Origin of the sequence: Sphingorhabdus sp. EL138, assembly GCF_900258045.1 — a bacterium.
Lineage (GTDB): Bacteria > Pseudomonadota > Alphaproteobacteria > Sphingomonadales > Sphingomonadaceae > Parasphingorhabdus.
Map to the genome: position 1 here is coordinate 491295 of NZ_OGVD01000004.1, position 24238 is coordinate 515532.

The 24238-nt window shown below is 53.5% G+C and carries 19 protein-coding genes and 1 tRNA gene; 11 read left to right on the forward strand and 9 right to left on the reverse strand.

The genetic code is table 11. The features are described 5' to 3' along the window. Positions 1–91 precede the first annotated feature (91 nt). Together DK507_RS12270 and DK507_RS12275 are read right to left on the reverse strand one after the other, a co-directional pair. Positions 92–619 carry a cytochrome c family protein gene (locus DK507_RS12270; RefSeq protein WP_109356654.1) on the reverse strand — a complete coding sequence of 176 codons (528 nt, stop codon included), beginning with the start codon at positions 617–619 and terminating at the stop codon, positions 92–94. A 269-nt stretch (positions 620–888) separates the two neighbouring features. Further along, positions 889–962, reverse strand: a tRNA-Gln gene (locus DK507_RS12275). 170 nt (positions 963–1132) lie between these two features. On the opposite strand from DK507_RS12275, the gene DK507_RS12280 reads away from it, so the two are divergent. Then, the gene (locus DK507_RS12280) at positions 1133–2242 is read left to right on the forward strand and encodes a Ppx/GppA phosphatase family protein (protein ID WP_109356655.1); all 1110 of its coding nucleotides are present in this window, start codon (positions 1133–1135) and stop codon (positions 2240–2242) included. A 16-nt stretch (positions 2243–2258) separates the two neighbouring features. Next, entirely contained in the window at positions 2259–2933 is a 675-nt protein-coding gene (locus DK507_RS12285) for an RlmE family RNA methyltransferase (RefSeq protein ID WP_109356656.1), read from the forward strand. Positions 2934–3262: 329 nt separating this feature from the next. On the opposite strand, the gene DK507_RS12290 is transcribed toward DK507_RS12285, so the two are convergent. The 3 genes from DK507_RS12290 to DK507_RS12300 all read right to left on the reverse strand — a co-directional run bounded on the left by DK507_RS12290 (position 3263) and on the right by DK507_RS12300 (position 8475). After that, entirely contained in the window at positions 3263–4021 is a 759-nt protein-coding gene (locus tag DK507_RS12290; RefSeq protein WP_254054370.1) for a DsbA family protein, read from the reverse strand. 133 nt (positions 4022–4154) lie between these two features. Then, positions 4155–5471, reverse strand: a complete 1317-nt coding sequence (locus DK507_RS12295; protein WP_254054443.1) for a M48 family metalloprotease — start codon at positions 5469–5471, stop codon at positions 4155–4157. Positions 5472–5757: 286 nt separating this feature from the next. Continuing rightward, positions 5758–8475: a ribonuclease E/G gene (locus DK507_RS12300; protein ID WP_109356658.1), complete on the reverse strand. Its 2718-nt coding sequence runs from the start codon at positions 8473–8475 to the stop codon at positions 5758–5760. Positions 8476–8975: 500 nt separating this feature from the next. Between DK507_RS12300 and DK507_RS12305 the strand changes: the two genes are divergently transcribed. The 4 genes from DK507_RS12305 to lepA all read left to right on the forward strand — a co-directional run bounded on the left by DK507_RS12305 (position 8976) and on the right by lepA (position 15821). Then, positions 8976–10283 carry an N-acetylmuramoyl-L-alanine amidase gene (locus tag DK507_RS12305; protein ID WP_254054371.1) on the forward strand — a complete coding sequence of 436 codons (1308 nt, stop codon included), beginning with the start codon at positions 8976–8978 and terminating at the stop codon, positions 10281–10283. A 100-nt stretch (positions 10284–10383) separates the two neighbouring features. After that, positions 10384–12918, forward strand: a complete 2535-nt coding sequence (locus tag DK507_RS12310) for a penicillin-binding protein 1A (protein ID WP_109356659.1) — start codon at positions 10384–10386, stop codon at positions 12916–12918. Between the two features lie 186 nt (positions 12919–13104). Next, positions 13105–13890, forward strand: a complete 786-nt coding sequence (locus DK507_RS12315; protein WP_109356660.1) for an outer membrane beta-barrel protein — start codon at positions 13105–13107, stop codon at positions 13888–13890. Positions 13891–14015: 125 nt separating this feature from the next. Beyond that, the gene (gene lepA / locus DK507_RS12320) at positions 14016–15821 is read left to right on the forward strand and encodes a translation elongation factor 4 (protein WP_109356661.1); all 1806 of its coding nucleotides are present in this window, start codon (positions 14016–14018) and stop codon (positions 15819–15821) included. Positions 15822–15905: 84 nt separating this feature from the next. Here the strand turns inward: lepA and DK507_RS12325 are convergent, their stop codons facing one another. The 3 genes from DK507_RS12325 to DK507_RS12335 form a co-directional block, all read right to left on the reverse strand. Continuing rightward, positions 15906–16682 carry a class I SAM-dependent methyltransferase gene (locus DK507_RS12325; protein ID WP_109356662.1) on the reverse strand — a complete coding sequence of 259 codons (777 nt, stop codon included), beginning with the start codon at positions 16680–16682 and terminating at the stop codon, positions 15906–15908. Positions 16683–16809: 127 nt separating this feature from the next. Further along, positions 16810–17391, reverse strand: a complete 582-nt coding sequence (locus DK507_RS12330; RefSeq protein ID WP_109356663.1) for a DUF2141 domain-containing protein — start codon at positions 17389–17391, stop codon at positions 16810–16812. A 24-nt stretch (positions 17392–17415) separates the two neighbouring features. Continuing rightward, the gene (locus DK507_RS12335) at positions 17416–18312 is read right to left on the reverse strand and encodes a sterol desaturase family protein (protein WP_162559034.1); all 897 of its coding nucleotides are present in this window, start codon (positions 18310–18312) and stop codon (positions 17416–17418) included. A 93-nt stretch (positions 18313–18405) separates the two neighbouring features. On the opposite strand from DK507_RS12335, the gene DK507_RS12340 reads away from it, so the two are divergent. Next, entirely contained in the window at positions 18406–18999 is a 594-nt protein-coding gene (locus DK507_RS12340; RefSeq protein WP_109356665.1) for a TetR/AcrR family transcriptional regulator, read from the forward strand. Further along, positions 18996–20141, forward strand: a complete 1146-nt coding sequence (locus DK507_RS12345) for an SRPBCC family protein (protein ID WP_109356666.1) — start codon at positions 18996–18998, stop codon at positions 20139–20141. The genes DK507_RS12340 and DK507_RS12345 overlap by 4 nt, the downstream gene beginning before the upstream one ends. Before the next feature lie 32 nt (positions 20142–20173). On the opposite strand, the gene DK507_RS12350 is transcribed toward DK507_RS12345, so the two are convergent. Continuing rightward, a complete protein-coding gene (locus DK507_RS12350; protein WP_109356667.1) occupies positions 20174–22150 on the reverse strand; it encodes a lytic transglycosylase domain-containing protein in 1977 nt (658 codons plus the stop codon). A 103-nt stretch (positions 22151–22253) separates the two neighbouring features. Here DK507_RS12350 and dapA point away from each other — a divergent pair, with 103 nt between their 5' ends. From dapA to DK507_RS12365, 3 genes are read left to right on the forward strand one after another with little or no spacing between them, the layout of a single operon-like run. Further along, positions 22254–23129, forward strand: a complete 876-nt coding sequence (gene dapA, locus DK507_RS12355) for a 4-hydroxy-tetrahydrodipicolinate synthase (RefSeq protein ID WP_109356668.1) — start codon at positions 22254–22256, stop codon at positions 23127–23129. Continuing rightward, on the forward strand, positions 23129–23611 hold the full coding sequence (smpB, locus tag DK507_RS12360) for an SsrA-binding protein SmpB (RefSeq protein WP_109356669.1): 483 nt from the start codon (positions 23129–23131) through the stop codon (positions 23609–23611). The genes dapA and smpB overlap by 1 nt, the downstream gene beginning before the upstream one ends. After that, complete coding sequence (locus tag DK507_RS12365) at positions 23604–24212, forward strand: DUF2062 domain-containing protein (RefSeq protein WP_254054372.1); 609 nt, start codon at positions 23604–23606, stop codon at positions 24210–24212. Before smpB ends, DK507_RS12365 begins: the two co-directional genes overlap by 8 nt. Positions 24213–24238: the final 26 nt, after the last annotated feature.

A 24238-nucleotide genomic window follows, 5' to 3' on the forward strand; every position in this document is an offset into this window, starting at 1 on the left:
CACGCATTGACGTGAACCCGCGCAAAGAGATGTAAGAGATGAGGTCAGGAAAAAATCCTAACCCTTTTCCAGACATACAACGGGCAGACAATCAACTAGGGTCTTTCAAATAGGCGATTACGTCCGCCCGCTGTTGTGCGTCCGGCAAGCCAGCAAAGACCATTTTTGTCTTTGGAATCACGCGCTGCGGTTTTTCCAGATACTGGAACATTTTTTCCTCGGTCCAGGTAATGCCGCTGTTCTTATTGGCATCGGTGTAGTTAAATCCTTCAACTGCACCTGCCTGATTGCCCATAATTCCTGCCATTGACGGACCAATGCGGTTCACTCCTGGGTCGGTAACATGGCAAGTGCGGCACTTGGTAAATACCTTTTTCCCGGCCTCTGCATCGCCGGTCAGGCTGGCATATTCAACACCATCAAGAGTCGTTACATCATCTGCGGCTGGTGTCCCCGCATCAACAGGCGCAGCAGTCTCTTCATTCACTTCTGATTCTGGCTCTGATGTTTTTGATTCGGTTGTCTCTGCTTGTGGGGTGGATTCTGATCCTCCACCGGAACAGGCTGCTGCGAGAGCCGACAAAGCAATCACCCCTGTTAGGGCTTTAAACTTGGGCATATTGTCTCCTCTTTCCTGATTTAAATGGCGTATTGATGTGCCAGCCGTGTAGTGCAGAATTCCTGCAAATAGAAGAAAGTTTTTGGCGCAAGCGGCATATCATTAATCAGGTCACCGGAGTTACCGGAAGTACAACTGCCTCGATGGAGTTATCTGACGCCGACATACCGTCAGACGTCAAAACTGTGATTGGGTTGTTCTTAAAGGCGTTTGCAAATCAAACAATCAGCTCATTCGAAGATAGATATTCCTCAAGACATTGCTTGTTTTGGATCCCCCGTGAGGATTCGAACCTCAATTGACGGAGTCAGAGTCCGTAGTCTTACCATTAGACGACAGGGGAGTACCGGGGCGCGCAATAGGCCCGGCATGCAAGCTGGTCAAGGTTTTTCAAATCCGCGAGATGGTGGGTCGTGTAGCGCTAAACTCTTGCACATCGAACGCCCCGGGGTTATCTCTGCAGTCAAGTACCGGCGGTATTACCCGATCCGGAGAAATATAAGAGTAACGGTTATGGTGGATGAATCATCCCCATCGCCGCAACGACAGGACGGCGGAAAACCGGCAAAGACGGCCCGCCCGAAACATGCGGCGACACATAAAAACGGGAGTCGAAATGCGCCTCCCTATCGAAATAATGGTGCTCGCTGGCCCAAATTGCGGTCTTATGCGGCGATTGATCTAGGTACGAACAACTGCAGGCTACTGGTCGCAAAACCTTCTGCTGACGGTTTTATCGTGACCGATGCCTTTTCCCGCGTCGTGCGGCTAGGAGAGGGCTTGGTCGAGACAGGGCGGATTAGCAACCGCGCGATGGACCGGGCTGTTGCGGCTCTTTCCATCTGTGCCGACAAGCTGAAACGCCGCAATGTAACACTCGCGCGTTCCGTGGCGACGGAAGCATGCCGAAGGGCGAGCAATGGCGACAAGTTTATCGACCGTGTGCGGCAGGAAACCGGCATTGCGCTTGATATCATTACAGCCGAAGAAGAAGCGCGTCTTGCCGTGTTGGGTTGCCAGATTTTGCTGGAACCGGGCGAAGGGCCAGCTTTGATATTCGACATTGGCGGGGGATCGACAGAACTGGTGCTGGTCGATACATCCGGAGCGGCACCCGAAATCATCGATTGGCTCAGCGCGCCGTGGGGCGTGGTCTCGCTGACGGAGAGCGAGAAATATGATGGTAGTGATGCGAAGGCGCGCGAACAGGCCTATGCCAATATGCGCGCACGGGTCACAGACAGTTTTGCAGAATTCGCCAGTCGCTTGCCATCTTCCGACAATAGTGATTTTCGCTTGCTGGGCACCAGCGGCACCGTGACCACGCTGGCCAGCCTGCATCTCAAACTGCCGCATTATGACCGAAAGGTCATTGATGGTTTGATTGTGCCAGCCGAATCAATGCGCGACATCAGTGCAATGCTGGCAGGATGTTCTCCGGAGGAACGGGCGGCGATACCCTGTATCGGCAAAGAGCGTGCAGATCTTGTGGTTGGCGGCTGTGCCATTCTCGATTCCATTCTGGACATCTGGCCTGCAAGCCGAGTTGGTGTAGCTGATCGCGGGATCAGGGAAGGTATCTTGCGTTCCTTGATGTCCTCCAACGAAAGAGTGCGGCGATAATGAAGAGGAAATCGCCATGAGCCGGGGCAGGTCGGGACAACGACAGCGGGTGAAAACCGCAAAAGGCCGGAAAATCGGTTCGACGCGCTGGTTGGAACGACAGCTCAACGATCCCTATGTCAAACAGGCAAAGGCGGATGGATATCGTTCGCGTGCGGCTTACAAGATATTGGAACTGGACGAGCGCTTCAAATTTGTCCGGAAGGCGAAAGCCGTCGTGGACCTTGGAATTGCACCGGGCGGCTGGTCTCAGGTCATCCGCAAATTCGTTCCGCAGGCGAAAATTGTGGGCATCGATCTGTTGCCGGTCGATGCAATCGAAGGTGTCACCATTTTCGAAATGGATTTTATGGATGACAGCGCGCCTGATAAATTGATGGATGCGCTGGGCTGCGCACCTGATCTCGTTCTGTCCGATATGGCGGCCAATACTGTCGGGCATCAACAGACCGACCATCTGCGCACCATGGGCCTGGTGGAAGCCGGAGCCTATTTTGCGATTGAAAACCTTCAGGAAGGCGGTGCCTTTGTTGCAAAGGTCCTGGCCGGCGGGACTGACAATGATTTGCTGGCCATGCTCAAAAAACATTTCAAGACTGTCAAACACGCCAAACCGCCTGCAAGCCGCAAGGGTTCATCCGAATGGTATGTGGTGGCTCAGGGTTTCAAAGGACGGCCGGAAACCGCCTGAAAAGCCAATGGCGGCGAAGTTTACAATGTTTACTGTGTCCTTTTGGCGACATTTATCCAGCAGACCGTCTTTCAAAGTTCACACAATTCTCACCGCCCTTTGCGTACGAAGTTTACAAAGTGCACAATGTCCTTTTGGCGATTTTCTGGGAGTGTCATCAGCCCAAGCGATGATCCAAAGTTCACACAGTTCTCACGGTAGCGAATGCGGGATCATAGCGGGTAGGGGGATATTCAAAACTGAGAAAGAGCCATCAGTTTTTATCACAAACAGAGGGCTGTAGGAAAGTGCGAGAGTGTTGGCAAACTCGGCTACAAACGGCATCTAACCTATTTCGACCCGCGTGCCTTGGCGATCATATCCTTGATACCATCATAGCCGACCGCGCCGACTTCGGTCTGGTTGCCCACCACAAAGGCCGGTGTTCCGGTAAACTGAAGCTTTCGGGCCACCTCGATGTTGTTCTGTAACTCCCGCTGAGCCTCTGGCGTCGCAATAAACTTGCGGGCTGCTGCCATATCCAGGCCGACTTCCTTGGCCGCGCTTTCGATTGTTGAAGGGGTGGGGCGTCCCGTAGCGAACATGGTTTTGTGGAAGGCGTAATATTTCCCTTGCTTGGCGGCGGCCAATGCCATCAGGGCTGCGTCATTACTCGCTTCGCTAAGGATAGGCAGTTCGCGAAACACAACCTTGATATTCTTGTCTTCTTTCAAGAGCCGGTCAATATCGGCCGTCGTCTGTTTGCAATAGGGGCAGGCAAAGTCGGAATATTCGACAATGATAACATCACCATTGGGGTTTCCCGCAAAAGCCGCTCCCGCAAAAGGCGCTTCGATACCGGAGCGGATTTCATCAATTGCAGCAGTCTTTTGCCTAGTCTGCAATATCTCGACAGCTTCGGGAATGATTTCCGGATTTTTGAGAATATAGTCGCGGACAATGGCCTCGATGGCCGCCTGTTGTTTGCCGTCAATGCCCGCTGCCAGTGCGGCCTGCGCAGTTTCGTCGCTGGCGGACGTTCCGCCTGTTTGCATGAACCAGACGGCTGCAGCCGCTGCTATGGCCAAACCGCCACCTGCCATAATCATCCACTTTCTATTTGTATTTTCCACGTTCTTCCATTCCAAAAGACGAAGCCTCCTTGTCGAAGCTTCGTCCCTTTGTCCACAATTGTTACAGGGGAGATTTGATTTTGCCTGTCAGCGTTGCTTGCAAACCAGCTTAGCGGCGACGCCGGTCTGACCGTTCAAACTCATTTTTCGCGATCAGAGATATGTCCTGCGCGCGGATCCATTCCGGTGTGTTTTCCTTGATTCCTGCCATAGCGATTTGCGAGCTGCGGATCGCACTGCCATAATTGCGCTGCAGCAAGGCACTTTCTGCGGTTGCCAATTGCGCGCGCGCGGTATCGCCTTGTTGGGAATAGACAACGCCTAGTTGATACCAGGCGAAAGGATTACGGTTGTCCTTAACCACGGCGGCCTTCAGGACCCGCTCTGCCTCTTCAAAATGCGTTTCATCCTCCGTCGCAATCAGTGCATGGCCGAACAGGCTGGCGATCAGAGGCTGGTTATTGGTCAGGCGTACGGCCTTTCGAAGTGAGGCGATAGCCTCTTTCGGTCTACCGGATTCCAGCAGAATCTGGCCGTGCAGTTCCAGAAAATAGGGATCATTCGGCGCATCTTTGAGGAGATTATTGACCTCCAGCAAAGCGCGGTCGGGATAAGCACTTTTATGCCAGGCATAGGCGCGCGCATACCGAGCAGGGATACTCTGGTCGCTTTCCGGGAATTTGCGCAACGTAGTAGTCGGTTCATTGGTGAAACCAAGTAATTTTGCCTTAACACGCTGAAAACGTTCTTCGATTTCCGGATCTGGTGGCGTGTCCCATGCCGGGTCGGCCTGGTAGACGTCTCGGAGCAGCGTCACACGTTCGCCAGAGAGCGGGTGGGTGCGGCCATAGCTGTCTTCTTGCGGAATGCCGAGACGGAACTCATAATTTTGCAGTTTTTTGAAGAAATCAATCGAACCCCGGCCGGTGATCCCGGCGGCGGAAAGATAGCGTGCGCCAGCGGAGTCTGCTGCCCGCTCCTGCACACGGCTAAAAGCCAGGAACTTCCCGGTTGCCGCCTGCTGACCTGCGGCCAATATCCCGGCGCCTGCATCGCCAGCACCTGCGGCAATGGCGGCGGCACCCAGGATCAGGCTGAGAATGGTAATGCCGGTTGCGGTCTTGATACCTTCATCAAAGCGGATGATATGACCGCCAGTAATATGACCCAGTTCGTGTGCCATGATCCCCTGAATTTCGACCGCACTGTCGGCGGCCTCGATCGTACCGGAGTAGAAAAACATGCGCTGTCCGCCCGCGACAAAGGCGTTGATCTGACTACTGTTGATCAGAATGACTTCGACATCTTTTGCATCCAGTTCGGACACTGCGACCAAAGGTGATACCATATCGCTGAACAGCGCTTCAGTCTCGGCATCGCGAAGAATGGATTGCGCGGCAACCGGTTGAACGGTGATCGCGACCATCGCGAGAAACGCGGTGATGAGTTGTCCGATGCGGGAGAGAGAAAGGTGAGCAAACGGTTGGCGCTTGGTATCATTCGGCGATGACATAGATTTCCTTCGGGACGTCCTCTGGATGAAGTTCTGACGAATTCGCTTGTCCATTACCACAAACAGAGTGAACCTGCGATGAAATCTATCTATTCCTCTGCAAACCGGAATTTGTTCGGCAAAGGCCAAAACGGTCGAGATGGAATTATGGGCCTCTGTATACGCAGAGGCCCATATTCAAGCAATCAATCGCCAACAATCAACCAAAGGTCCGTTGCCACCATCCGCCGCGCGGCGATTCCGCCTTCTGGCCGGCTTTGTCGGCCGTATCATCGGTTTTTTTAGTGGCCTTACTTTCCTTTGCAGCGCTCTCATCAACTTTTTTTGCAGCCGACTTCTTCGCTGCTGTCTTTTTGGCGGGGGCCTTCTTGGCCGGTTTTTCAGCGGCTTCCACGCCGTCCGCATCAGTTTTTTTTGCCCTGGAGCGGGTCGTCTTTTTGGCCGCCGGTTTTTCCGCCTTGGCGTCATCGGTCGTTTCCGCCGCAGCATCTGATTTTTCAGCTGCTTTGGTTTTGCGCGGTGCGCGGCGACGCTTTGGTTTCTCTTCGTCGTCTTTCGCTAAGCCGTCATCGGCGGCTGGTGCACTGTCCGTTTCATCAACTGGCGTTTCCGCTTTCTTGCGTGAGCGGCTGGCCCGCTTCGGTTTTTCCGCTAATTCAGCATTGTCATCGGAACCAGTCTCTGCTGCTTTTTCATCATCCGACTTCCGGTTGCGTCCACCTCTGGAGCGTCGCGATTTTGGCTTTTCGCCATCATCGCTGCCTTGCTCAGCGGTTTCCGTTTTACTGTCTTCGTCGGACTGTTTATCGGCGGCTTGGTCGCGGTCACCTGTTTCGACCTTGCTTTCGTTGTTACGATCTCCGCCGCGTCCGCGCCGTCCGCGCCGCCGCCGCCGCTTGCGAGGACGTTCTTCTGTCTCTTCATCCTGTTCAGCGGTGTCGACAATATCGTCATCATCTTCATCGACGATAGGCTCGAATTTCGGAACATTTTTGGGAGGGCCGCCAGAGCCTTTGACCTCCATCCGTGCGCCTTCGATCTCTCCGTCAGGTATGATCTCTACCGAAACGCCATAGCGTTTTTCAATTTCGTCAATCTCGTGCCGTTTACTGTTCAGCACATAGATTGTCGCTTCCTGACTAGCCGTCAACGTAATCTGTTTGGCTTTGCCTTTGGCCGCTTCTTCTTCGATCAGACGCAGGGCTGAAAGCGCAGAAGAGGACGCCGTACGGACAAGTCCTGTACCTTCACAATGCGGGCAGACTTTGGTCGAGGCTTCCAATACGCCGGTGCGCAGGCGTTGGCGACTCATCTCCAGCAATCCAAAGCTGGAAATCCGGCCCACCTGAATGCGAGCCCGATCATTTTTCAACGCGTCGCGCATCGCGCGCTCGACCTTGCGGATATTGCCGTGACGATCCATGTCGATGAAATCGATAACCACTAGTCCAGCCATATCACGCAGTCGTAACTGGCGCGCAATTTCCGCGGCGGCTTCCAGGTTGGTCTTGACCGCTGTCGCTTCAATGCCATGTTCCCGCGTGGAACGACCAGAGTTGATGTCGATGGACACCAAAGCTTCGGTCGGGTTGATCACCAGATAACCGCCGGACTTCAGCTGAACCTCGGGCTGATACATGGCCGAAAGCTGATCTTCGACACCATAGCGCTGAAACAGCGATACCGGGTCGGCATAGCTTTTTACGCGGCGGCTGTGGCTGGGCATTAGTAATTTCATGAAGTTTTTGGCCGCTGTATAGCCATCTGCACCCTCGACGAGCACTTCTTCAATTTCGCGATTATAGATGTCGCGGATGGCGCGCTTTATGAGATCGCTGTCGCTGTGGATCAACTTGGGAGCGACTGCACCCAATGTATTCTCCCGAACCTCATCCCACAGCCGGGCAAGATAATCGAAGTCGCGTTTGATTTCCGGTTTGGTCCGCGACAGGCCTGCAGTGCGAACGATGCAGCCCATTGTGTTGGGTAGGTTAAGATCGGCGATGATCGATTTTAACCGCTTGCGATCACCGGCATTGTTGATTTTCCGGCTGATACCGCCGCCGTGAGACGTATTGGGCATCAGCACACAATAGCGGCCGGCCAGACTCAGATAGGTGGTGAGAGCCGCGCCTTTATTGCCGCGCTCTTCCTTAACGACTTGCACCAAAACAACCTGGCGGCGCTGGATAACATCTTGAATTTTGTAACGCTTGCGCAGGGCCATGCGCTTTTGGCGCGCCTGATCGCTGGCTTTGGCTACGTTTTTGCCGCCACGACCGCCACGTCCACGGTTGCGGCCCTTACCGCGTCTGCTGCGACCTTTGGTTTCGGTTTCTTTGTCGCTGTCTGCCGATGCATCGTTATCATCGTCGGCTTCGTCTTCAGTTTCACCGTCTTCCTCATCGCTGCCATCTTCGTCGCCATCTTCGTCGTCGTCACTGTCATCGCCATTGAAATCTTCGGCTGGCACTTCGCCTTCCGTGACATCAATTGTATCGACGCTTTCGTCTTTCTCGACTTCGACCAGTGCGGTATCGAGCTCTTCGGTCGCTTCGCTGCGCACCATGTCTGCGGGCGCATCTTCTTCCTCTTCCTCTTGCGCGCGCAGGGCCGCTTCTTCGGCGGCATGCTCCGCTTCCTCGGCGAGCAGGCGTTCGCGGTCTTCTTTTGGAATCTGGTAATAGTCGGGATGGATTTCGCTAAAGGCCAAAAACCCGTGACGATTTCCGCCATAGTCCACAAAAGCGGCCTGTAGCGACGGTTCGACCCGCGTTACTTTTGCTAGATAAATGTTGCCTTTTAGCTGTTTATGTTCGGAAGATTCAAAATCGAATTCTTCAATTTTGTTCCCTTTTACGACCGCCACCCGGGTTTCTTCCTGGTGGCGCGCGTCGATTAACATGCGCGTTGTCATTCAATATACTCCTGGCATGATGCGGCGGGAATGCTCCCGGCGGGACCATGCAATATAAAAGGGACGACGTCTTCTTGCGCGCTGCCGAAATAGGGGGAGCGGGCGGCGTCATCCGGTTAATTTCAAATATCTCTGAAAAAAATGTGTCTGCGACAAATGCATGGCCCGGGCCGTTAGCCAGGGTCTTTCCGTCCATAGAAACACTTCCCTGTGGAAGAGTTTCGGAGCCGGAGATGTCATGCCTCATGTCGCTTCAACCTGTATATGCTGGATAAACATCCAGCTTAGCTCGTGCCATTTTTAAAAATTTCTGACGGCACAAATGGGGTGCTAGCACCGCAATAGCAAATCGGCAACACAAACTATCACCGTATCGGACCACCGGTATCTTATTGTTGCGAATAGAAGCTAAGTTCATCGTAAGTATAGTAAAAATGCTGTTAACCAAGTCATTTTACCGGCGCTTATAGGCTTATCCTTAATAGGGTTTTTACCGCGTTTTGTGGTGGGAAACCGAGGATGATGCCGCCGATATGAATTTTAACTGGACCGACATGGCTGGCACATTGCATAAGGCGGCCATGCCATTCGCAGCAATTTTAGCATCCTCGCTATTGGCCCTGAACCCTGCAGATGCGGGCTCTGTAAGCCGCATACATAGCAGCGATGGTCAGATAACTGTTTCTTTCGACGGTCTGGTGGAGGGTGCGTCGACATTCTCTCTAGTTGGTCCCGATCGCATTGCCGTAGACATCAAGGGCGGCAAAGCCGGGCGTGGCGGTCACGCTGAAGGGATGGTAAAATCCGTGCGTCAGGGGCAGTATGACCCCAATACGGCGCGGATCGTTTTCGATCTCGATCGTCCTGCAGTCATTACCGGGGGCGGTTTTTCCGCCGATGGAAAAAGCCTGAAACTTAGCATGCAATCAGTTGGCGGTGCTGCGATCAAGAAGGGGCGTAAGACCTTCTTTCCGCCGGTTAAATTCCGGGCGGAACCTCCGAAGAAAGCCTACAGCGTGAAGGTGCCCCTCGGAAAACCGCAAGACACTGTGGATCTCCCGAAAATCAGTGGTTCTGATGATCCCAGCCGGCCGCTGGTTGTTATTGATGCCGGCCATGGCGGCCATGACCCTGGCGCGATTTCTCCGCATGGAAGTCAGCGCGAAAAGAACATCACTCTCGCCATTTCACGCGCTGTTCGCGATCAGCTGGTCGCCAGTGGCCGGGTGCGTGTGGCGATGACACGCGACAGTGACAAATATCTTGTGCTCGAGGAGCGTTACGGCATTGCCCGCAGGCTGGATGCGGATCTGTTCATCTCTATCCATGCCGATGCTGCAGGCAATGAATCAGCCGCCGGCGCTACCGTATATACCCTTTCCGAAGTGGCGTCGGACCGGGAAGCGGCCAAATTGGCCGCACGTGAAAATCGGTCGAATATCATCAATGGCGTCAATCTTGGCGGATCCAATCGCGACGTATCATCGATATTGATCGACCTGACGCAGCGCGAGACGATGAATGTATCCGCCGATTTTGCAAAATTGCTGATCCGCGAAGGGCAGCGGATGATAAAGTTCCGCGCCAATCCCCATCGCTTCGCGTCTCTGGTGGTATTGAAAGCGCCTGACACACCGTCGGTTTTGTTTGAAAGTGGCTATCTGACCAATAAAGAGGATGTCGAACTGCTGAGCTCCCGTGCCGGCCAGTCGAAGGTTGCCATTGGTATCGCCAACGCAATCGAAGCGCATTTCGCGCGGAAACTGGCACAGCGCGGATCGCAAAGCTCTGGTGCGGGGTCCAAATAGCGGATATCGTAACACTGACTTTTGTAACATCATGTGTCGGTAAAGTTTTTCGTCGATATTCTCTGGAAAATGCTCCTGATACTGCTAGATAGCGCAGTATATGGTCGAAAATACACCCGATAATCAAGGCACTAGCGCGCCCGAAAGCCTTGCCTACAAGCTGGAACGCAACACTGGCGGTTTTCTCAATCGCGTTGAAAAACTGTGGCAAAATCGCTGGTTTCGGCTTTTTCTGGCCTTTATCGCATTATGCTTGCTGGGCTGGTTGCTGATCTGGGTTATTTTCGCTCGCGACCTGCCTGATGCGAAGACCCTTCAGCAATATGAGCCGCCATTGCCTACAATGGTGCGCGCTTATGATGGCGAACCGGTTCACAGCTATGCCCGTGAACGCCGAGTACAGTTGGAATATGCCGAATATCCTGCGCTATTGATACGCGCTTATCTGGCCGCAGAAGACCGGACATTTTTTGAACATGGCGGTCTCGACTATCCCGGCATCGCAACAGCGATTGTGACCAATATCTCAAGCAGCGGACGGCCGGTCGGTGCATCCACGATCACACAACAAGTTGCCAAGAACCTGCTTTTGACCAATGAGGTTTCCTATCGCCGCAAGGTACGGGAAGCCTTGCTGGCTTACCGGATCGAAGAGGTTCTGACCAAGCAAGAGATTCTGGAGCTCTATCTCAACCAGATATTTCTTGGCCGGAACGCTTATGGTGTGCAGGCCGCTGCCCAGGCTTATTTTGGCAAGGACGTAGATGAACTGGCACTGCATGAAATGGCGTATCTGGCGATCCTGCCCAAGGGGCCCTCCAACTATCGGCCTGAAAATAACGAACAGCGGGCTATCAATCGGCGCGATTGGGCATTGGGTCGGATGCTGGACAATGACTGGATCACTCAGGAACAGCATGATCTGGCGGTTGCTCAACCTTTGGGTGCGATCCGGTCCCGCGGTGCGCGCTTTCAGCGTGTGGGTGGCTATTTTATCGAGGAAGTCCGGCGCCAGTTGATTGAGCAATTTGGCGAGAATGAAGAAGCCGGGCCTTATAGTGTCTATTCCGGAGGCCTGTGGGTTCGCACTTCGCTGAACCCTGAGTTGCAAGATTATACCAAAGATGCTCTGCGCAACGGCTTGCTGCGTTATAGCCGCGGCAAAAGCTGGAGCGGACCGATCAACAAGATCGAGATGGATGATAAATGGGCGCAGCGCCTGGCCTCAACTTTCATCAATACCGACCACGCTGACTGGCGCATAGCAGTCGCTTTGAACCGTTCGGGCAATGGTGCTGAAATCGGATTTACCGACGGGACAACCGGGCGCATCGGGAACGCGCCGAGTAAGCTGGCCGCAGGTGATATTATCGCGGTAAGCCCGGCAGGTGGCAGCAGCTATGTGCTGCGTAATGTTCCCAAGGTTTCGGGCGGAATGGTAGTGCAAAACCCTCGCAACGGCCGGATATGGGCAATGCAGGGCGGGTTTGATGACCGGATGAGTTCGTTTAACCGCGCAACGCAGGCAGAGCGCCAACCGGGTTCCACAATCAAGCCGTTTGTTTATGCCACCGCGCTAGACCAAGGCATGACACCAGCTACGATTATCGTTGATAGTCCCTTTTGTGTTTATCAATCGGCTGCGTTGGGCCGCAAATGTTTCCGCAATTTCGGCGGTTCTCGCGGTGCAGGTGAGCAAACGCTGCGTTGGGGAGTGGAGCAATCCCGTAACCTGATGACCGTACGCGCCGCGAATGATGCGGGAATGGACAACGTGGTAAAGACCATCAAGACAATGGGTATAGGCGATTATAAACCCTATCTGGCTTTTGCGCTTGGCGCCGGTGATACGACCGTTGAAAAACTGACCAATGCCTATTCCATGCTGGTAAATCATGGACGGGAGTTGCAGCCGACTGTCATTGACTTTGTGCAGGACCGTCAGGGCAAGGTCATTTTCCGTGCCGATAAAAGGATTTGTGAAGATTGTAATCGGGATGATTGGGACGGCGAGGCAATGCCGCGTCCGCGTCCGGCCGGGAAACAGCTTATGGATCCAATGACGGCTTATCAGATGGTCAATATTCTTGAAGGTGTGATCACCCGCGGTACCGCGCAGAATCTGAAAAGCCTGAACCGTCCGCTGTTTGGCAAGACCGGAACAGCAAGTGGTCCGACCAACGTGTGGTTTGTCGGTGGCTCCCCAGATATGGTCGCTGGTGTCTATATGGGCTTTGACCAGCCTGCTAATATGGGCGGCTATGCCCAGGGCGGTACTTTGGCCGCACCGATTTTCAAGGAATTTGCTCAAAAAGCCATGGCCGGAATGCCAAAAACGCCGTTTGTTGCGCCGCGCGGTATCCGTATGGTCAGGGTGGACCGAAAGAGTGGCAAGCGGGTCTTTGGCGGCTGGCCGTCCGATGACCCCAGGTCGGCCGTGATTTGGGACGTATTCAAACCGGAAACCGAACCAAGGCGATCCATCCGCAAGGAAGAACTGCTGGCACGTCTGGAAGCCCAAAAGGCACAAATAAGAGCCGCGAAACTTGCAGCACGCGAACGTGATGCCAACAACCGCAACCGGCCAGCACAAAATGATGCTGACTTCCTTCAAGATGAGGGCGGAATCTACTAGCAGCGGCAGTCCGCGAACCCGCAGAGCTGGTGATGCACCGGTGCCACAATTTACGACGAACGGTGATAGAATCACCCAAAATCGGCCCATTTTGCGATGGGCCGAGTTGCCATCTTCTTGAAATAATCAGGCGCATGCCCAATTCACGCGAGCGGGGCAACACCGAACAGGGGTTTGGAGTTGAATATGCGTAGTTCGTATAAACTATTTGCAGTCCTTGCCGCAGGAACGTCTCTTGCGTTCAGCGGCGCCGCACATGCCGGAGAGCCTTATGTAGGTGCATCGGCAGGACTGAATTTACCAAGTGATTCAAAAAATCGCGGAGAATTTGAGGGCGATGTAGCAGCAACGGCTGACTTTGACGCTATTCCATCGGGTACTGATCTCGATTGGACGACAGAGCTCAATAACGGCCTCGATCTGAATCTGTTGGCTGGCTATCGTTTTGACAATGGCTTCCGGGTGGAACTGCAAGGCTTTTACAACAAGGCCAATGTTGATTTGCATCGGGATTTAGCCGTTGGTGGAACCGTGATTGACGGCTTAGATTCCGCGATACTGACCCGCGGTGCCGCCAATGCGGCCAATCCGACCGTAGGCGCGGTATTGAGTACCGATGACGGCCAGATCAAAAACTATGGTCTGTTTGCCAATGCTCTCTATGATTTCAAGATCAGTGAAAGTCTCGTGCCTTATGTGGGCGCGGGCGTTGGCTTTACCAGACAGGATGTCGAATATGCGCCATCGGGAATCGATGTGGTTGATGATAAGAAGACCCGGTTCGCCTATCAGGGTATAGCTGGTGTGACTTACAGACTGAGCCCGTCCTTCGAGCTTTTCGGTCAATATACTTATCGTGCCACGGATCGCGGCGACTATGATGTCAATCTGTTGCCCGCGACTTTGGGCGTGAAGAGTGAGCAATCATTGTTCAATGTCGGCTTCCGCATTCCTCTTGGCGGCGGGAACTAGTTCCGGGTGATATTTCCCCGATAATATAGAAATATGCGCGCCGTCCGAACGACTATGTTCAGGCGGCGCGCATTTTACGCGTTTCCCTGCTGACAGCGGCGAAAACCCCTGCTATCGGCGCGGACATGACTGAACGTTCCCATATTCGTAATTTCTCGATCATCGCGCATATTGACCATGGCAAATCCACGCTTGCGGATCGCCTGATCCAATATACTGGCGGTTTGACCGAGCGCGAGATGAGCGAACAAGTGCTCGACAATATGGATATCGAGCGGGAACGCGGTATTACGATCAAGGCGCAGACGGTGCGGCTCAACTACACCGCCAAAAATGGCGAGGCCTATGAGCTGAACCTGATGGACACACCGGGTCATGTCGATTTTGCCTATGAGGTATCGCGCAGCCTGGCCGCCTGTGAAGGCGCGTTGCTGGTGGTTGATGCGGCACAGGGCGTGGAAGCGCAGACGCTCGCCAACGTGTATCAGTCGATCGAACATGATCACGAGATTGTTCCGGTGCTGAACAAAGTCGATCTGCCTGCAGCGGAGCCGGAGCGGGTCCGTACCGAGATTGAAGAGATTATCGGTCTTGATGCTTCCGAAGCGGTGCTGGCATCCGCCAAGTCCGGCATTGGTATCGAAGACATATTGGAACAGGTCGTCGAGAAGATACCGGCACCCGGCGGCGACCGCGATGCGCCGTTGAAGGCCATGCTGGTCGATAGCTGGTATGACCCTTATCTGGGCGTTGTCATTCTTGTCCGTGTGATTGACGGTGTGCTGACTAAGGGGCAGCGGATCAAGTTCATGGCGCAGGGCACCGAGCATCTGGTTGACCGGGTTGGTTGTATGCGGCCGAAGATTGAGCAATTGCCGGAATTGGCTGCGGGTGAGATCGGTTTTATCACAGCGCAGATCAAGGAAGTATCCCAGACAGCAGTTGGTGACACGATTACTACCGTTAAAGGCGGAGCGGAAGAAGCATTGCCGGGCTTCAAGGAAGTGCAATCCGTCGTGTTCTGCGGCCTCTTCCCGGTCGATGCCGCGGATTTTGAAAAGCTGCGTGAAAGCATCAGCAAACTGCGGCTTAATGACGCCAGCTTTACCTTTGAAATGGAAACCAGTGCCGCGCTGGGACAGGGGTTCCGTTGCGGTTTCCTTGGCCTTTTGCATCTGGAGATTATTCAGGAACGCCTGACCCGTGAATATGACCTCGACCTGATCACAACGGCCCCATCTGTTGTTTACCGGATGGTGATGAACGACGGGACCGAACAATTTCTCCACAACCCTGCCGACATGCCGGACGTCGTAAAGATATCCAATATTGGCGAGCCGTGGATTGAGGCAACCATCTATTGCCCGGACGAATATCTCGGCGGTATCCTCAAACTCTGTCAGGACCGGCGCGGTGTGCAGAAGAACCTGACCTATGTCGGGGACCGCGCACAGGTTGTGTACGAGTTGCCGCTCAACGAGGTCGTATTCGATTTTTACGATAGACTGAAAAGCATATCACGCGGCTATGCGAGCTTTGACTATCATCAGGTTGGTCTGCGGACGGGTGATCTGGTCAAGATGAACATTCTGGTCAACGGCGACCCGGTTGATGCGCTCAGCATGATTGTCCACCGCGATGCAGCGGAATCGCGCGGCCGCCATATGTGCGAGCGGCTCAAAGACCTGATCCCGCGTCATCTTTTCAAGATCCCGGTGCAAGCGGCGATAGGCGGCAAGGTCATAGCGCGCGAGACAATCGCAGCGATGCGCAAAGATGTGACCGCCAAATGCTATGGCGGTGATATCAGCCGAAAGAAGAAGCTGCTCGACAAGCAGAAAAAGGGTAAGGCCAAAATGCGTGAATATGGCAATGTCAGTATCCCGCAAGAGGCGTTTATTGCAGCTCTGAAAATGGGTGATGAAAGCTAGCTAAGCGCCTATAGTATATATTATTGAACACGCATAATGCCCGGGGTGCAGGGCTTGAGGGCTCAAATACATATACGAAGCTTTTTACTTTTCTAACTCGCAAGCCTTGATCTTGCCTGGCAGCAGCGCTTTGCCTACCGGGCGAAAGCGTGCGAAATAGCCGCCAAGTTCCGGTCGCTCCATAAAGCCGATCAGTTGATAACCAACCGCTTCAAATTCGCAGAATAGCTGTTTGGGCCGAATACCATGCTGGACAAAGGGGCGATCGACATCGACAACAATCACTTCGCCGCCATCATAGCTGCCACCATTTGCATCCCGGCGGATGGAAGGACGCAGGCGTGACAGAAAAGCGTAAGGTTCCCGCACCTCATGGTACATGTGGACCAGAAAAATACGGTCAAAGCTGTCTTCGGGGAGGCGCGGATCATCTGGCGCACCCAGCTTTATGGAGACATTGTCCAGCGCATCGCGAGCGACTCGATCGGCGAGCCGTTTTATTGCGTCCTTGTCGATATCCTGTGCCAATACCCGTCCCTCGGCACCGACTCTTTCAGCCAACCGGACAGTATAATAACCCTCACCGGCGCCAATATCGGCCACTGTCATACCGGGTTCCAGTCCCGCTGCTTTCATGATCTCTTCCGCTTCACCAACCTTGTCGCGTGCGGTTTCGGTCGACCATTGATTGCCAGCAAGTTCGGATACCGGCCGAGACGCCGGCGGATAGGCCAGCGCGGTTTCCGGACGGTTGGCATCAGCATCGGGTATTCGTTTGCACCCTGCCAACGGAGTGGTGGCCGCCAATGCAGCGATTGCAATGACGGGAAGAAAGAAATGATTGCCAGTAAAAATACTCATGTCGAAAGATTTAGGCGAGGGATGCGACGGGGGCAATGGGGTTAATGGATGTCGGGATCGTAAATGCGGTTAAACGCGGTTCTTGGACTGCCGATGTCCGCTTTGGGTGCAGAAACGGACATCACTTCTAACGCAAATAGTGCAGCCTGATACCTATTGAACCTGGCTTAAGGCTGGCTTGATGAAATTTTGGTTCATCATAGGCGCTTTTTGCGTGCGAAGTGCCGTAGCCTTCAGAAGGATATCCACCTGACAGGTCAAAATTTTGATTGCCATTTTCATCATGGAATACTGACATGGCATAGGGCTTTCCGGCAAGGTCTGGAAAATTGACGTTCAAGGAGCCCTCCTTCGCCGGCAGTTCCACAAATCCGACAGCTCGATCATAATCATGGCTATTGAACGCATCTGCATTGTCAAATAGCGCGATATAGATTTTTCCGCGATTATTGCGAATGCCGTTAATCGACACTTGCATTGTCTTGCCGGAACGTGCCTGTACTTGCGCTTCTTTCTGTGAAACCCGAACCGGTTTGCTCGATGGTTCTCGCGGCTTGGTCTGAGATGAGGTTGGTGTAATGTTCCCCACCTCGATAGCATCCGTACCGCTGGCGTTGGCAGGCGATATCAGACTGGCAAGCCAACCTCCTCCAAGGACGATGGTTGCGGTTGCAGCAAGGGCAGCGATACGTTGTTTATTCGTCGGCATGAGGATATCCGTTTTCCAGATTTGTTAGTTCGATGATCGGTCTTGTGGGACTTTCGCCGGTTCAAATTCCGGTGGGCCGAAGAAATAGCCGAGCTTGTTGCGCCACTCCTTTGCTGTGACGACATTTTTACCGACGCGATAGATGCCATGGAAGAAGGCGACCAACGGATTGTTGCTGTTGATCGGCTTGACAAGACCATAAACGACGGGCGCTTTTTCTTCGGCAAAGGTGCCAAACATCCGGTCCCAGACAATGAATATTCCCCCATAGTTGGTGTCCAGATATTCAGGGTTTGAGCCATGATGGACGCGATGATGGGAAGGTGTGTTGAAGATCAGTTCAACCGGGCGTGGCAGTTTCTTGATCGTCTCTGTGTGCAAAGCTGTTTGATAGAGTTGCACCATGATCTCGGCAAAAGCGACAACAATCGGATGGAACCCGAGCAAAACCATGATCACGGTCCCGAATATCGGCCAAAGCCCATCCATCGGACCAAAGCGATAGGCCACGGAAATGTTAAAATGCGGTGAGCTATGATGGACGCTGTGTGTTGCCCAGGCAAAGTTGAACCGGTGCATGCAGCGATGTTCCCAATAGTATAGTAGATCGGCGACAATGATGCAGATAGCGATGGTGCCGAGGTTGGTATCAATATCGAACAGCGCAAAATCCTGCGATCCGTACACAAAGACATAGTAAAGCCCGCCCAGAACCAGAAAATTGATGCCAATGAACATGGCCAGGGTGATGTAGTTGGTAATCGTGTCGCTGATGATATCCCAGTTGAGACGTCCTTTCAGACGATAGCGGACGAATTCCAGCGCGAGGAAGATTAACGCGCCGACGAAAAACCAGTCGTTGATCACGGCATCCCAATATTCAACCCAAGAGGGGTCGATGCTCTCAAACAGGAAATCCAAATTTTTGCTCCGAATCATAAATTATCAGACTTGATAATATTGAAATAGAGAGTTATATTAAATTGTCAATGTTGATAATTTAATGGAGATTCCATGCCGCGCCCTGCACTGAAAGAAGAACGCCGCGAACAAATCCTGCAGGCCTTTGAGCGCTGTGTGGCCCGTTATGGGATAGAAGGTGCAACTCTGGAGAGGATTGCCGAAGAAGCGAGCTTGGCACGGGCGCTAATCCGTCACAATGTCGGCAATCGGGACGATCTTGTGCTGGCCTTGATTGAGCGGTTTTTTGCGCATTCGGATAACCAATGGGCGGCACTGACTGAGGCTCTTCCCGAAAAGAACAAAACCAAAGCGCTGATCGAATATCTGTTCGATTCCCGTTATAGCGACTCCCAACAGGTTCTGATAACGGAGGCGCTGATTGCCGGAGGAGCGCAGGACAAGCAACTTGCGAAGCGACTGCGCGACTGGATCGATCAATCTCTTGACGTGATTGCAGACATAATAAGGCAGGATTTCCAAGAAGCGGCGTCAGACAGGGTGGAAGCCTGCGCTGCGGGAATCCTGGGCATCTATTTCAATGTCGATAGCTTTGCCCTGATCGGTGATATGTCCCGTCTGCGCGGTGCATCCAGGGCCGCCGCCCTGACTTTGGTAGACAATCTTGAAAAGGGAGTGAACCGATGATTTTGCTGCCTCGCGAGGCCTATGTCGAAATGAGTTGGCAGAAGCGTGAGAAATCGAAAATTTTTTCCGACAGCTGGTCCTTTGTGGCACTGGACAGTGATCTGCCAGAAGAAGGCGATTTTCGAGCGCTTATGTGCGGAGACTATCCGCTTCTGGTGCTCCGGCTGGCCGATGGTTCCTTGGCGGGATATCAAAATATCTGCCGTCACCGCGGGACACTGTTGGTGGAAGGAGGCAAAGGGAATATCGGTAAAGCCATGATCTGTCCATATCATCGCTGGACCTACAGTCTGAACGGTCAACTCCGTGGAGCACCGAACATGTCATCATGCTTTCCGGATATGGATCGCTCAAAGATGGGATTGAAGCCTGCATCTGTTGGTGTGTTTCAGGATATGATTTTTGTCCACCCCGATCCCCAGGCAGATTTTGAAAGCTGGATCGCACCTATCGCCGATAAAGCCTGGCCTCATGATTTGAGTGCAAGCGATCTGCGGGAAAGCAAATCGCTTACCTACGACATGAAGTGCAACTGGAAGGTGTTCGTCGAGAACGCCATTGACGGCTATCATCTGGCCTATCTGCATGAGAATACGCTTGGCGGGCCAACGCCTGATGAAAATATCTGGAAGCGGCATGGCGACCACATGATCTGGTATGCGATGGATGAAGAAGGCGTCCGCCACTCACTACCCGCCAAAATACGTAAGGAATTTGCTGATTGGTGGTCAAAACCGGTGAAATCAGCTGAAAATATTGAATTTGGCGGTGTCTATTTCCTTTTCCCAAACATACTGATTACCGCGACGCCCTATAGTTTTAGCCTGTCATGGCTTGAACCCGTTTCTACTTCACGTTCTCTCCTTCATGTCCGCCATTGGGCTGGCACAGAACAAGCACGGGACGAACGCAAATTTATTCCCGGTTACAATGGTGACAGTGACATTATCTCATCCGACAACTGGAAGCAGCATCCGCTTGAAACCGGAGATTTCCAGACGGAAGACGTTTGGATTTGTGAGCGCAACCAACGCGGACTGGAATCGCCTGCGTTTGAAATCGGTGCGCTGGCCGAAGGACCGGGTGCAGAGGAACCGATCAGATGGTTTCATGAAACATTGGCTGAAGCGATGTCTCTTTAGTGTCTACTTCCGCAACAAAGCGGACCTTCCCATCAACCTCTATAATTTTTCCCGATATAGCGGGTCAGCGGCGTATCGCTTTTGATCGTCGGACCACGCGGATTCATTGTGTCGTAGACGACTGCATTTTCCAGCACGCGTTTGACGTAATTGCGGGTTTCGGAAATCGGGATGTCTTCAATCCATTTCAGCCAGTCGATACCGCCTTGCCGCGGGTCGCCATTGCGCCGCAGCCATTTGTTCACATTGCCGGGCCCTGCATTATAAGCCGCAGCGGCCAGTGGATAGCTGCCGCCATAATAGCTCAGCATCCGCTGGAAATAACTGCTTCCTAGCCGGATGTTATATTGGGGGTCGCCGGTCAGACCGGACAGATTATAGGACAATCCTATTTTGCCGGATTGTTCTCGCGCAGTGCCGGGCATCAGCTGCATCAGACCGCGCGCACCGGCATGGCTGATCGCGCCTTGTGCAAACTGGCTTTCTTGCCGCGTGACCGCGTGAATGATGGTCCATCTGCTCTGATGACCGGAAGGAACCGGCATGGTCGGGAAAGAGGTTTCATCAATCGGGCCGACGCCTGCGCCAAGCGCGCTAATTCCCTTGATCACGCCAAGATCACGGGCACCGATACGCTTTGATAAGTCACTGATCAACAAATAGTCTTTTGAACTGTCGGCCTCATAGGCCAAGGCGCGGTGGAAACGAATTTGTTCTTTCCATGGACCAGTCCGTGTGGAGGCCTTTGTGGCGATGACCAGAGGATTCTGGTCATAGGTGCGCCGGTCTTCGTCGGTGATCTCGATGGCCGGTTTCCGGTTAAATTTGGGAAGGGGCCGGCCCAATCGTTCCAGCGACAGTTGACCGTAAAAATGATCGGGGAAGGCCGCAGCCTTCTCAAAAAAGCTTGTCGCTTCAGCGGTTTGCCCCGCTTCGGCAGCTGCACGGCCGGCCCAATAGTAGCCTTTTGAGCGGATGTTGGGACTGTTATAGGAACGCGCATAGCGGTCAAACATGGCGACCGCCTTGGCCGGATTACGCTGACCCCAGAGGGCGGCATTGCCGGCCAGCCAGGTGAGGTCGGAATATTTGTCACGGATCCGGCTGCTCTGCGCTGCAATATCCGCTGGCCCGGCATAGGCATCATCGACTTTCGATGCGATATTATAAGCTATTGTCCATTGCCGGTCGTTATATGCCGCTCGCGCGTTGATCAGATTCGCATCATACCAGGTCGCGATCTGGGAATCGCTAGTGGGGCGAATCCGCAATACCGGCCGATTGGCCATAAGCTGACGCGCATTGTAGCTCTGTCCTTTGTTACGCAAATAGCGTGCGCGGTCGGCGATATAGCCAGCATCATACTGGCCCAAGCTATTGACTGTTGCGGCTTTCGCATTGGCATCCGGTGCGTTGGTCAGTTGCGCCAGACGGGCGGCAAAAACCGCGCGACGCCCGGATGATGCAAAACCGAGCTGCCGGGCTGCGTCTTGCGTCGCCCGTACCCATAAAAGCGCATCCATCCTCGCATCATGATCATCCACTGTAAGGGCGGAGCTAAACCGGCTGAGCAGGGCTGCTTCATCTTCGTCGGTTAACGTGCCGCCACGCCAGGCCTGCTGCGCCATCGCATTGGCTTTCAGCGTTTCTCCCCTGGATTGCAGGGCAACGGCATATTTTGCCGCCCCGGCATTGGTTAGCGGTGCGAAGCGGTCAAAAAAGGCAATCACCCGGCCAGCGGAGAAATTGTTGATATCAATTGCCTGCTCTGCATTGCGCTGCATACGCGCGCCGTCTGGCCAGTCAGGATAAGTGACAAGAAAACCGGCATAATCTTCAAAAGAATAATTGTCGGATTGCGTCAAAACACGCCAGCGTTGCAGGCCGAGTACGGCATTTCCACCAGTCGGGTCAGACAGTGTCGCACCGCCACTTTGCTCTGCAGCCATGCATGTTACTGGTGTTAAAAGCAGGCTTGCGAGAATAATTCTTGATACCATACTGGACATTTTGGGGGTAGGCTCCTTATCAGGCGCTGAACGAAGAACTATATCATTGTTAAGCTTGAGTAAGCCTTGGCAATTTCTTAGCCAAATTTAAAGGAGTATTTCCATGTTTTCCGGCTCAATTCCGGCCCTGGTGACTCCCTTTCGCGACGGATCGTTTGCGGAAGGCGAATTTCGGGCCTTGGTAGACTGGCAAATCGAGCAAGGTAGCAGCGGCCTGGTCCCCTGCGGGACAACCGGTGAATCCTCGACTTTGTCCAATGCCGAGCATCATCGTGTTATCGAAGTGTGCATCGAACAGGCCGCCGGCCGAGTGCCTGTCATTGCCGGTTGCGGTTCCAATGACACTACCAACGCCTTGCTCCATTTGAATTTTTCCAAGAAATGCGGTGCAGCGGCCGGACTGGTCGTGGCGCCTTATTACAATCGGCCCAACCAAGAAGGCATTTACGCTCATTTTGAGACGCTGACGACCAAAAATGATTTGCCGCTGGTGCTATATAATGTGCCTGCGCGCACCGTGACGGATATATTACCGGAAACGGTGGCGGCCTTGGCCAAATTGCCGAGTGTCATAGCAATCAAGGATGCTAGCGGCGAAATTGACCGGGTGACCGATCACCGGCTTGCCTGTGATGATGATTTCTGCCTGTTGTCCGGTGTGGATGAATTGTCTCTCGCCTTTAACGCATCAGGTGGTGCCGGATGTATTTCCGTGACCGCCAATGTTGCGCCAAAACTGTGCGCCGAATTTCAGGCGGCTTGCGCTGCCGGCGACTATGAAAAAGCGCGTGAGTTGAATGACAAGCTCTATCCGCTTCACAAGGCGATGTTCGCCGATGCATCGCCCGGGCCAGTGAAATATGCCTTGTCCCGGGTCGTTGACGATTTTCCGGTTGATTTGCGCTTGCCGATGACGCCGCCTTCCGATGCCGCCCGCAAAGCCGTGGACGCCGCGCTGGAGGGAGCTGGTTTGATCTGATGGCGAAGCCTCGTCCTCTTGAATTCGACAAACAAAAGATCGTCGCCGAAAATCGGCGTGCGCGCTATGACTATCATCTGGATGAGAAGTTTGAAGCGGGCATCATGCTGACAGGGACAGAGGTGAAGTCCTTACGTTTCGGCTCTGGGACTATTGCCGAAAGCTATGCCGAGGTGAAAGATGACGAGGTCTGGCTGATCAACGCCAATATCCCGGAATGGAGTCACGGGAACCGTCATAATCACGAACCCAAGCGGCCGCGCAAATTGCTGTTGAACCGGCGGCAAATTAATAAATTTTATGGTGCGGTGATGCGTAAAGGCATGACCATAGTGCCGCTGTCGATCTATTTTAACGGGAAGGGGCGAGCCAAGATTGAGCTGGCATTGGCCAAAGGTAAAAAGGCCCCCGATAAGCGGGCGACTGAAAAGGACCGCGACTGGAAACGTCAACAGGGGCGGTTGTTACGCGAACATGGCTGATCCGAATTCACCAGACAAAGATTGGGGCGCGCGCACGATCAAGCGGTTTTACCGCTGGTTCGCAGAAAAAATGCCGACCCGCGCCGGGATGGCCAATAACCGCTATCTCAAGCCGATTGCCCATCGGTTTCTGCGATCTGATCTGTGGCGTTTTACGCGGCGGTCGGTACCGCGCGGAGTTGCGTTGGGTCTGCTGACCGGATTTGTGGTTCCACTGGGCGGCCAGACATTCGTGGCATTGTTCCTGGCTTTGCCGATCCGTGCAAACGTTCCGATCGCGGCCGTGACGACATTCATCACCAATCCCTTTACCTATCCGTTCTGGTTGGCAATTGCGAACCAGTTGGGCCGGTTTGTCCTACGCATGGATGGTATTGCCAGCGGCATATCAGGGGATGGCCAGGTCAATGGTCTGGTTGAATGGACGACATGGATCATTCGGGAAGTCGGCGTGACCTTTTTTGGCTTTGTCTTGCTCGGGATCATATTTGGCGGGATTGGTTATGTGATCAGCTCTTTTGGCTGGCGATGGTGGACGGCCCGTAAGTGGAAGAGGCGGATAGAGAAGCTCGGCCTGGATAGAGATTTTGATGGCAAGTGAAGCCCGCGATAATATCGGTTTATTGA

Coding starts and splice junctions, on each gene's coding strand:
- DK507_RS12270 (WP_109356654.1), bottom strand. CDS start 619: ATGCCCAAGTTTAAAGCCCTAACAGGGGTGATTGCTTTGTCGGCTCTC.
- DK507_RS12280 (WP_109356655.1), top strand. CDS start 1,133: ATGGTGGATGAATCATCCCCATCGCCGCAACGACAGGACGGCGGAAAA.
- DK507_RS12285 (WP_109356656.1), top strand. CDS start 2,259: ATGAGCCGGGGCAGGTCGGGACAACGACAGCGGGTGAAAACCGCAAAA.
- DK507_RS12290 (WP_254054370.1), bottom strand. CDS start 4,021: ATGATTATGGCAGGTGGCGGTTTGGCCATAGCAGCGGCTGCAGCCGTC.
- DK507_RS12295 (WP_254054443.1), bottom strand. CDS start 5,471: ATGGTCGCGATCACCGTTCAACCGGTTGCCGCGCAATCCATTCTTCGC.
- DK507_RS12300 (WP_109356658.1), bottom strand. CDS start 8,475: ATGACAACGCGCATGTTAATCGACGCGCGCCACCAGGAAGAAACCCGG.
- DK507_RS12310 (WP_109356659.1), top strand. CDS start 10,384: ATGGTCGAAAATACACCCGATAATCAAGGCACTAGCGCGCCCGAAAGC.
- DK507_RS12315 (WP_109356660.1), top strand. CDS start 13,105: ATGCGTAGTTCGTATAAACTATTTGCAGTCCTTGCCGCAGGAACGTCT.
- lepA (WP_109356661.1), top strand. CDS start 14,016: ATGACTGAACGTTCCCATATTCGTAATTTCTCGATCATCGCGCATATT.
- DK507_RS12325 (WP_109356662.1), bottom strand. CDS start 16,682: ATGAGTATTTTTACTGGCAATCATTTCTTTCTTCCCGTCATTGCAATC.
- DK507_RS12330 (WP_109356663.1), bottom strand. CDS start 17,391: ATGCCGACGAATAAACAACGTATCGCTGCCCTTGCTGCAACCGCAACC.
- DK507_RS12340 (WP_109356665.1), top strand. CDS start 18,406: ATGCCGCGCCCTGCACTGAAAGAAGAACGCCGCGAACAAATCCTGCAG.
- DK507_RS12345 (WP_109356666.1), top strand. CDS start 18,996: ATGATTTTGCTGCCTCGCGAGGCCTATGTCGAAATGAGTTGGCAGAAG.
- DK507_RS12350 (WP_109356667.1), bottom strand. CDS start 22,150: ATGTCCAGTATGGTATCAAGAATTATTCTCGCAAGCCTGCTTTTAACA.
- dapA (WP_109356668.1), top strand. CDS start 22,254: ATGTTTTCCGGCTCAATTCCGGCCCTGGTGACTCCCTTTCGCGACGGA.
- smpB (WP_109356669.1), top strand. CDS start 23,129: ATGGCGAAGCCTCGTCCTCTTGAATTCGACAAACAAAAGATCGTCGCC.
- DK507_RS12365 (WP_254054372.1), top strand. CDS start 23,604: ATGGCTGATCCGAATTCACCAGACAAAGATTGGGGCGCGCGCACGATC.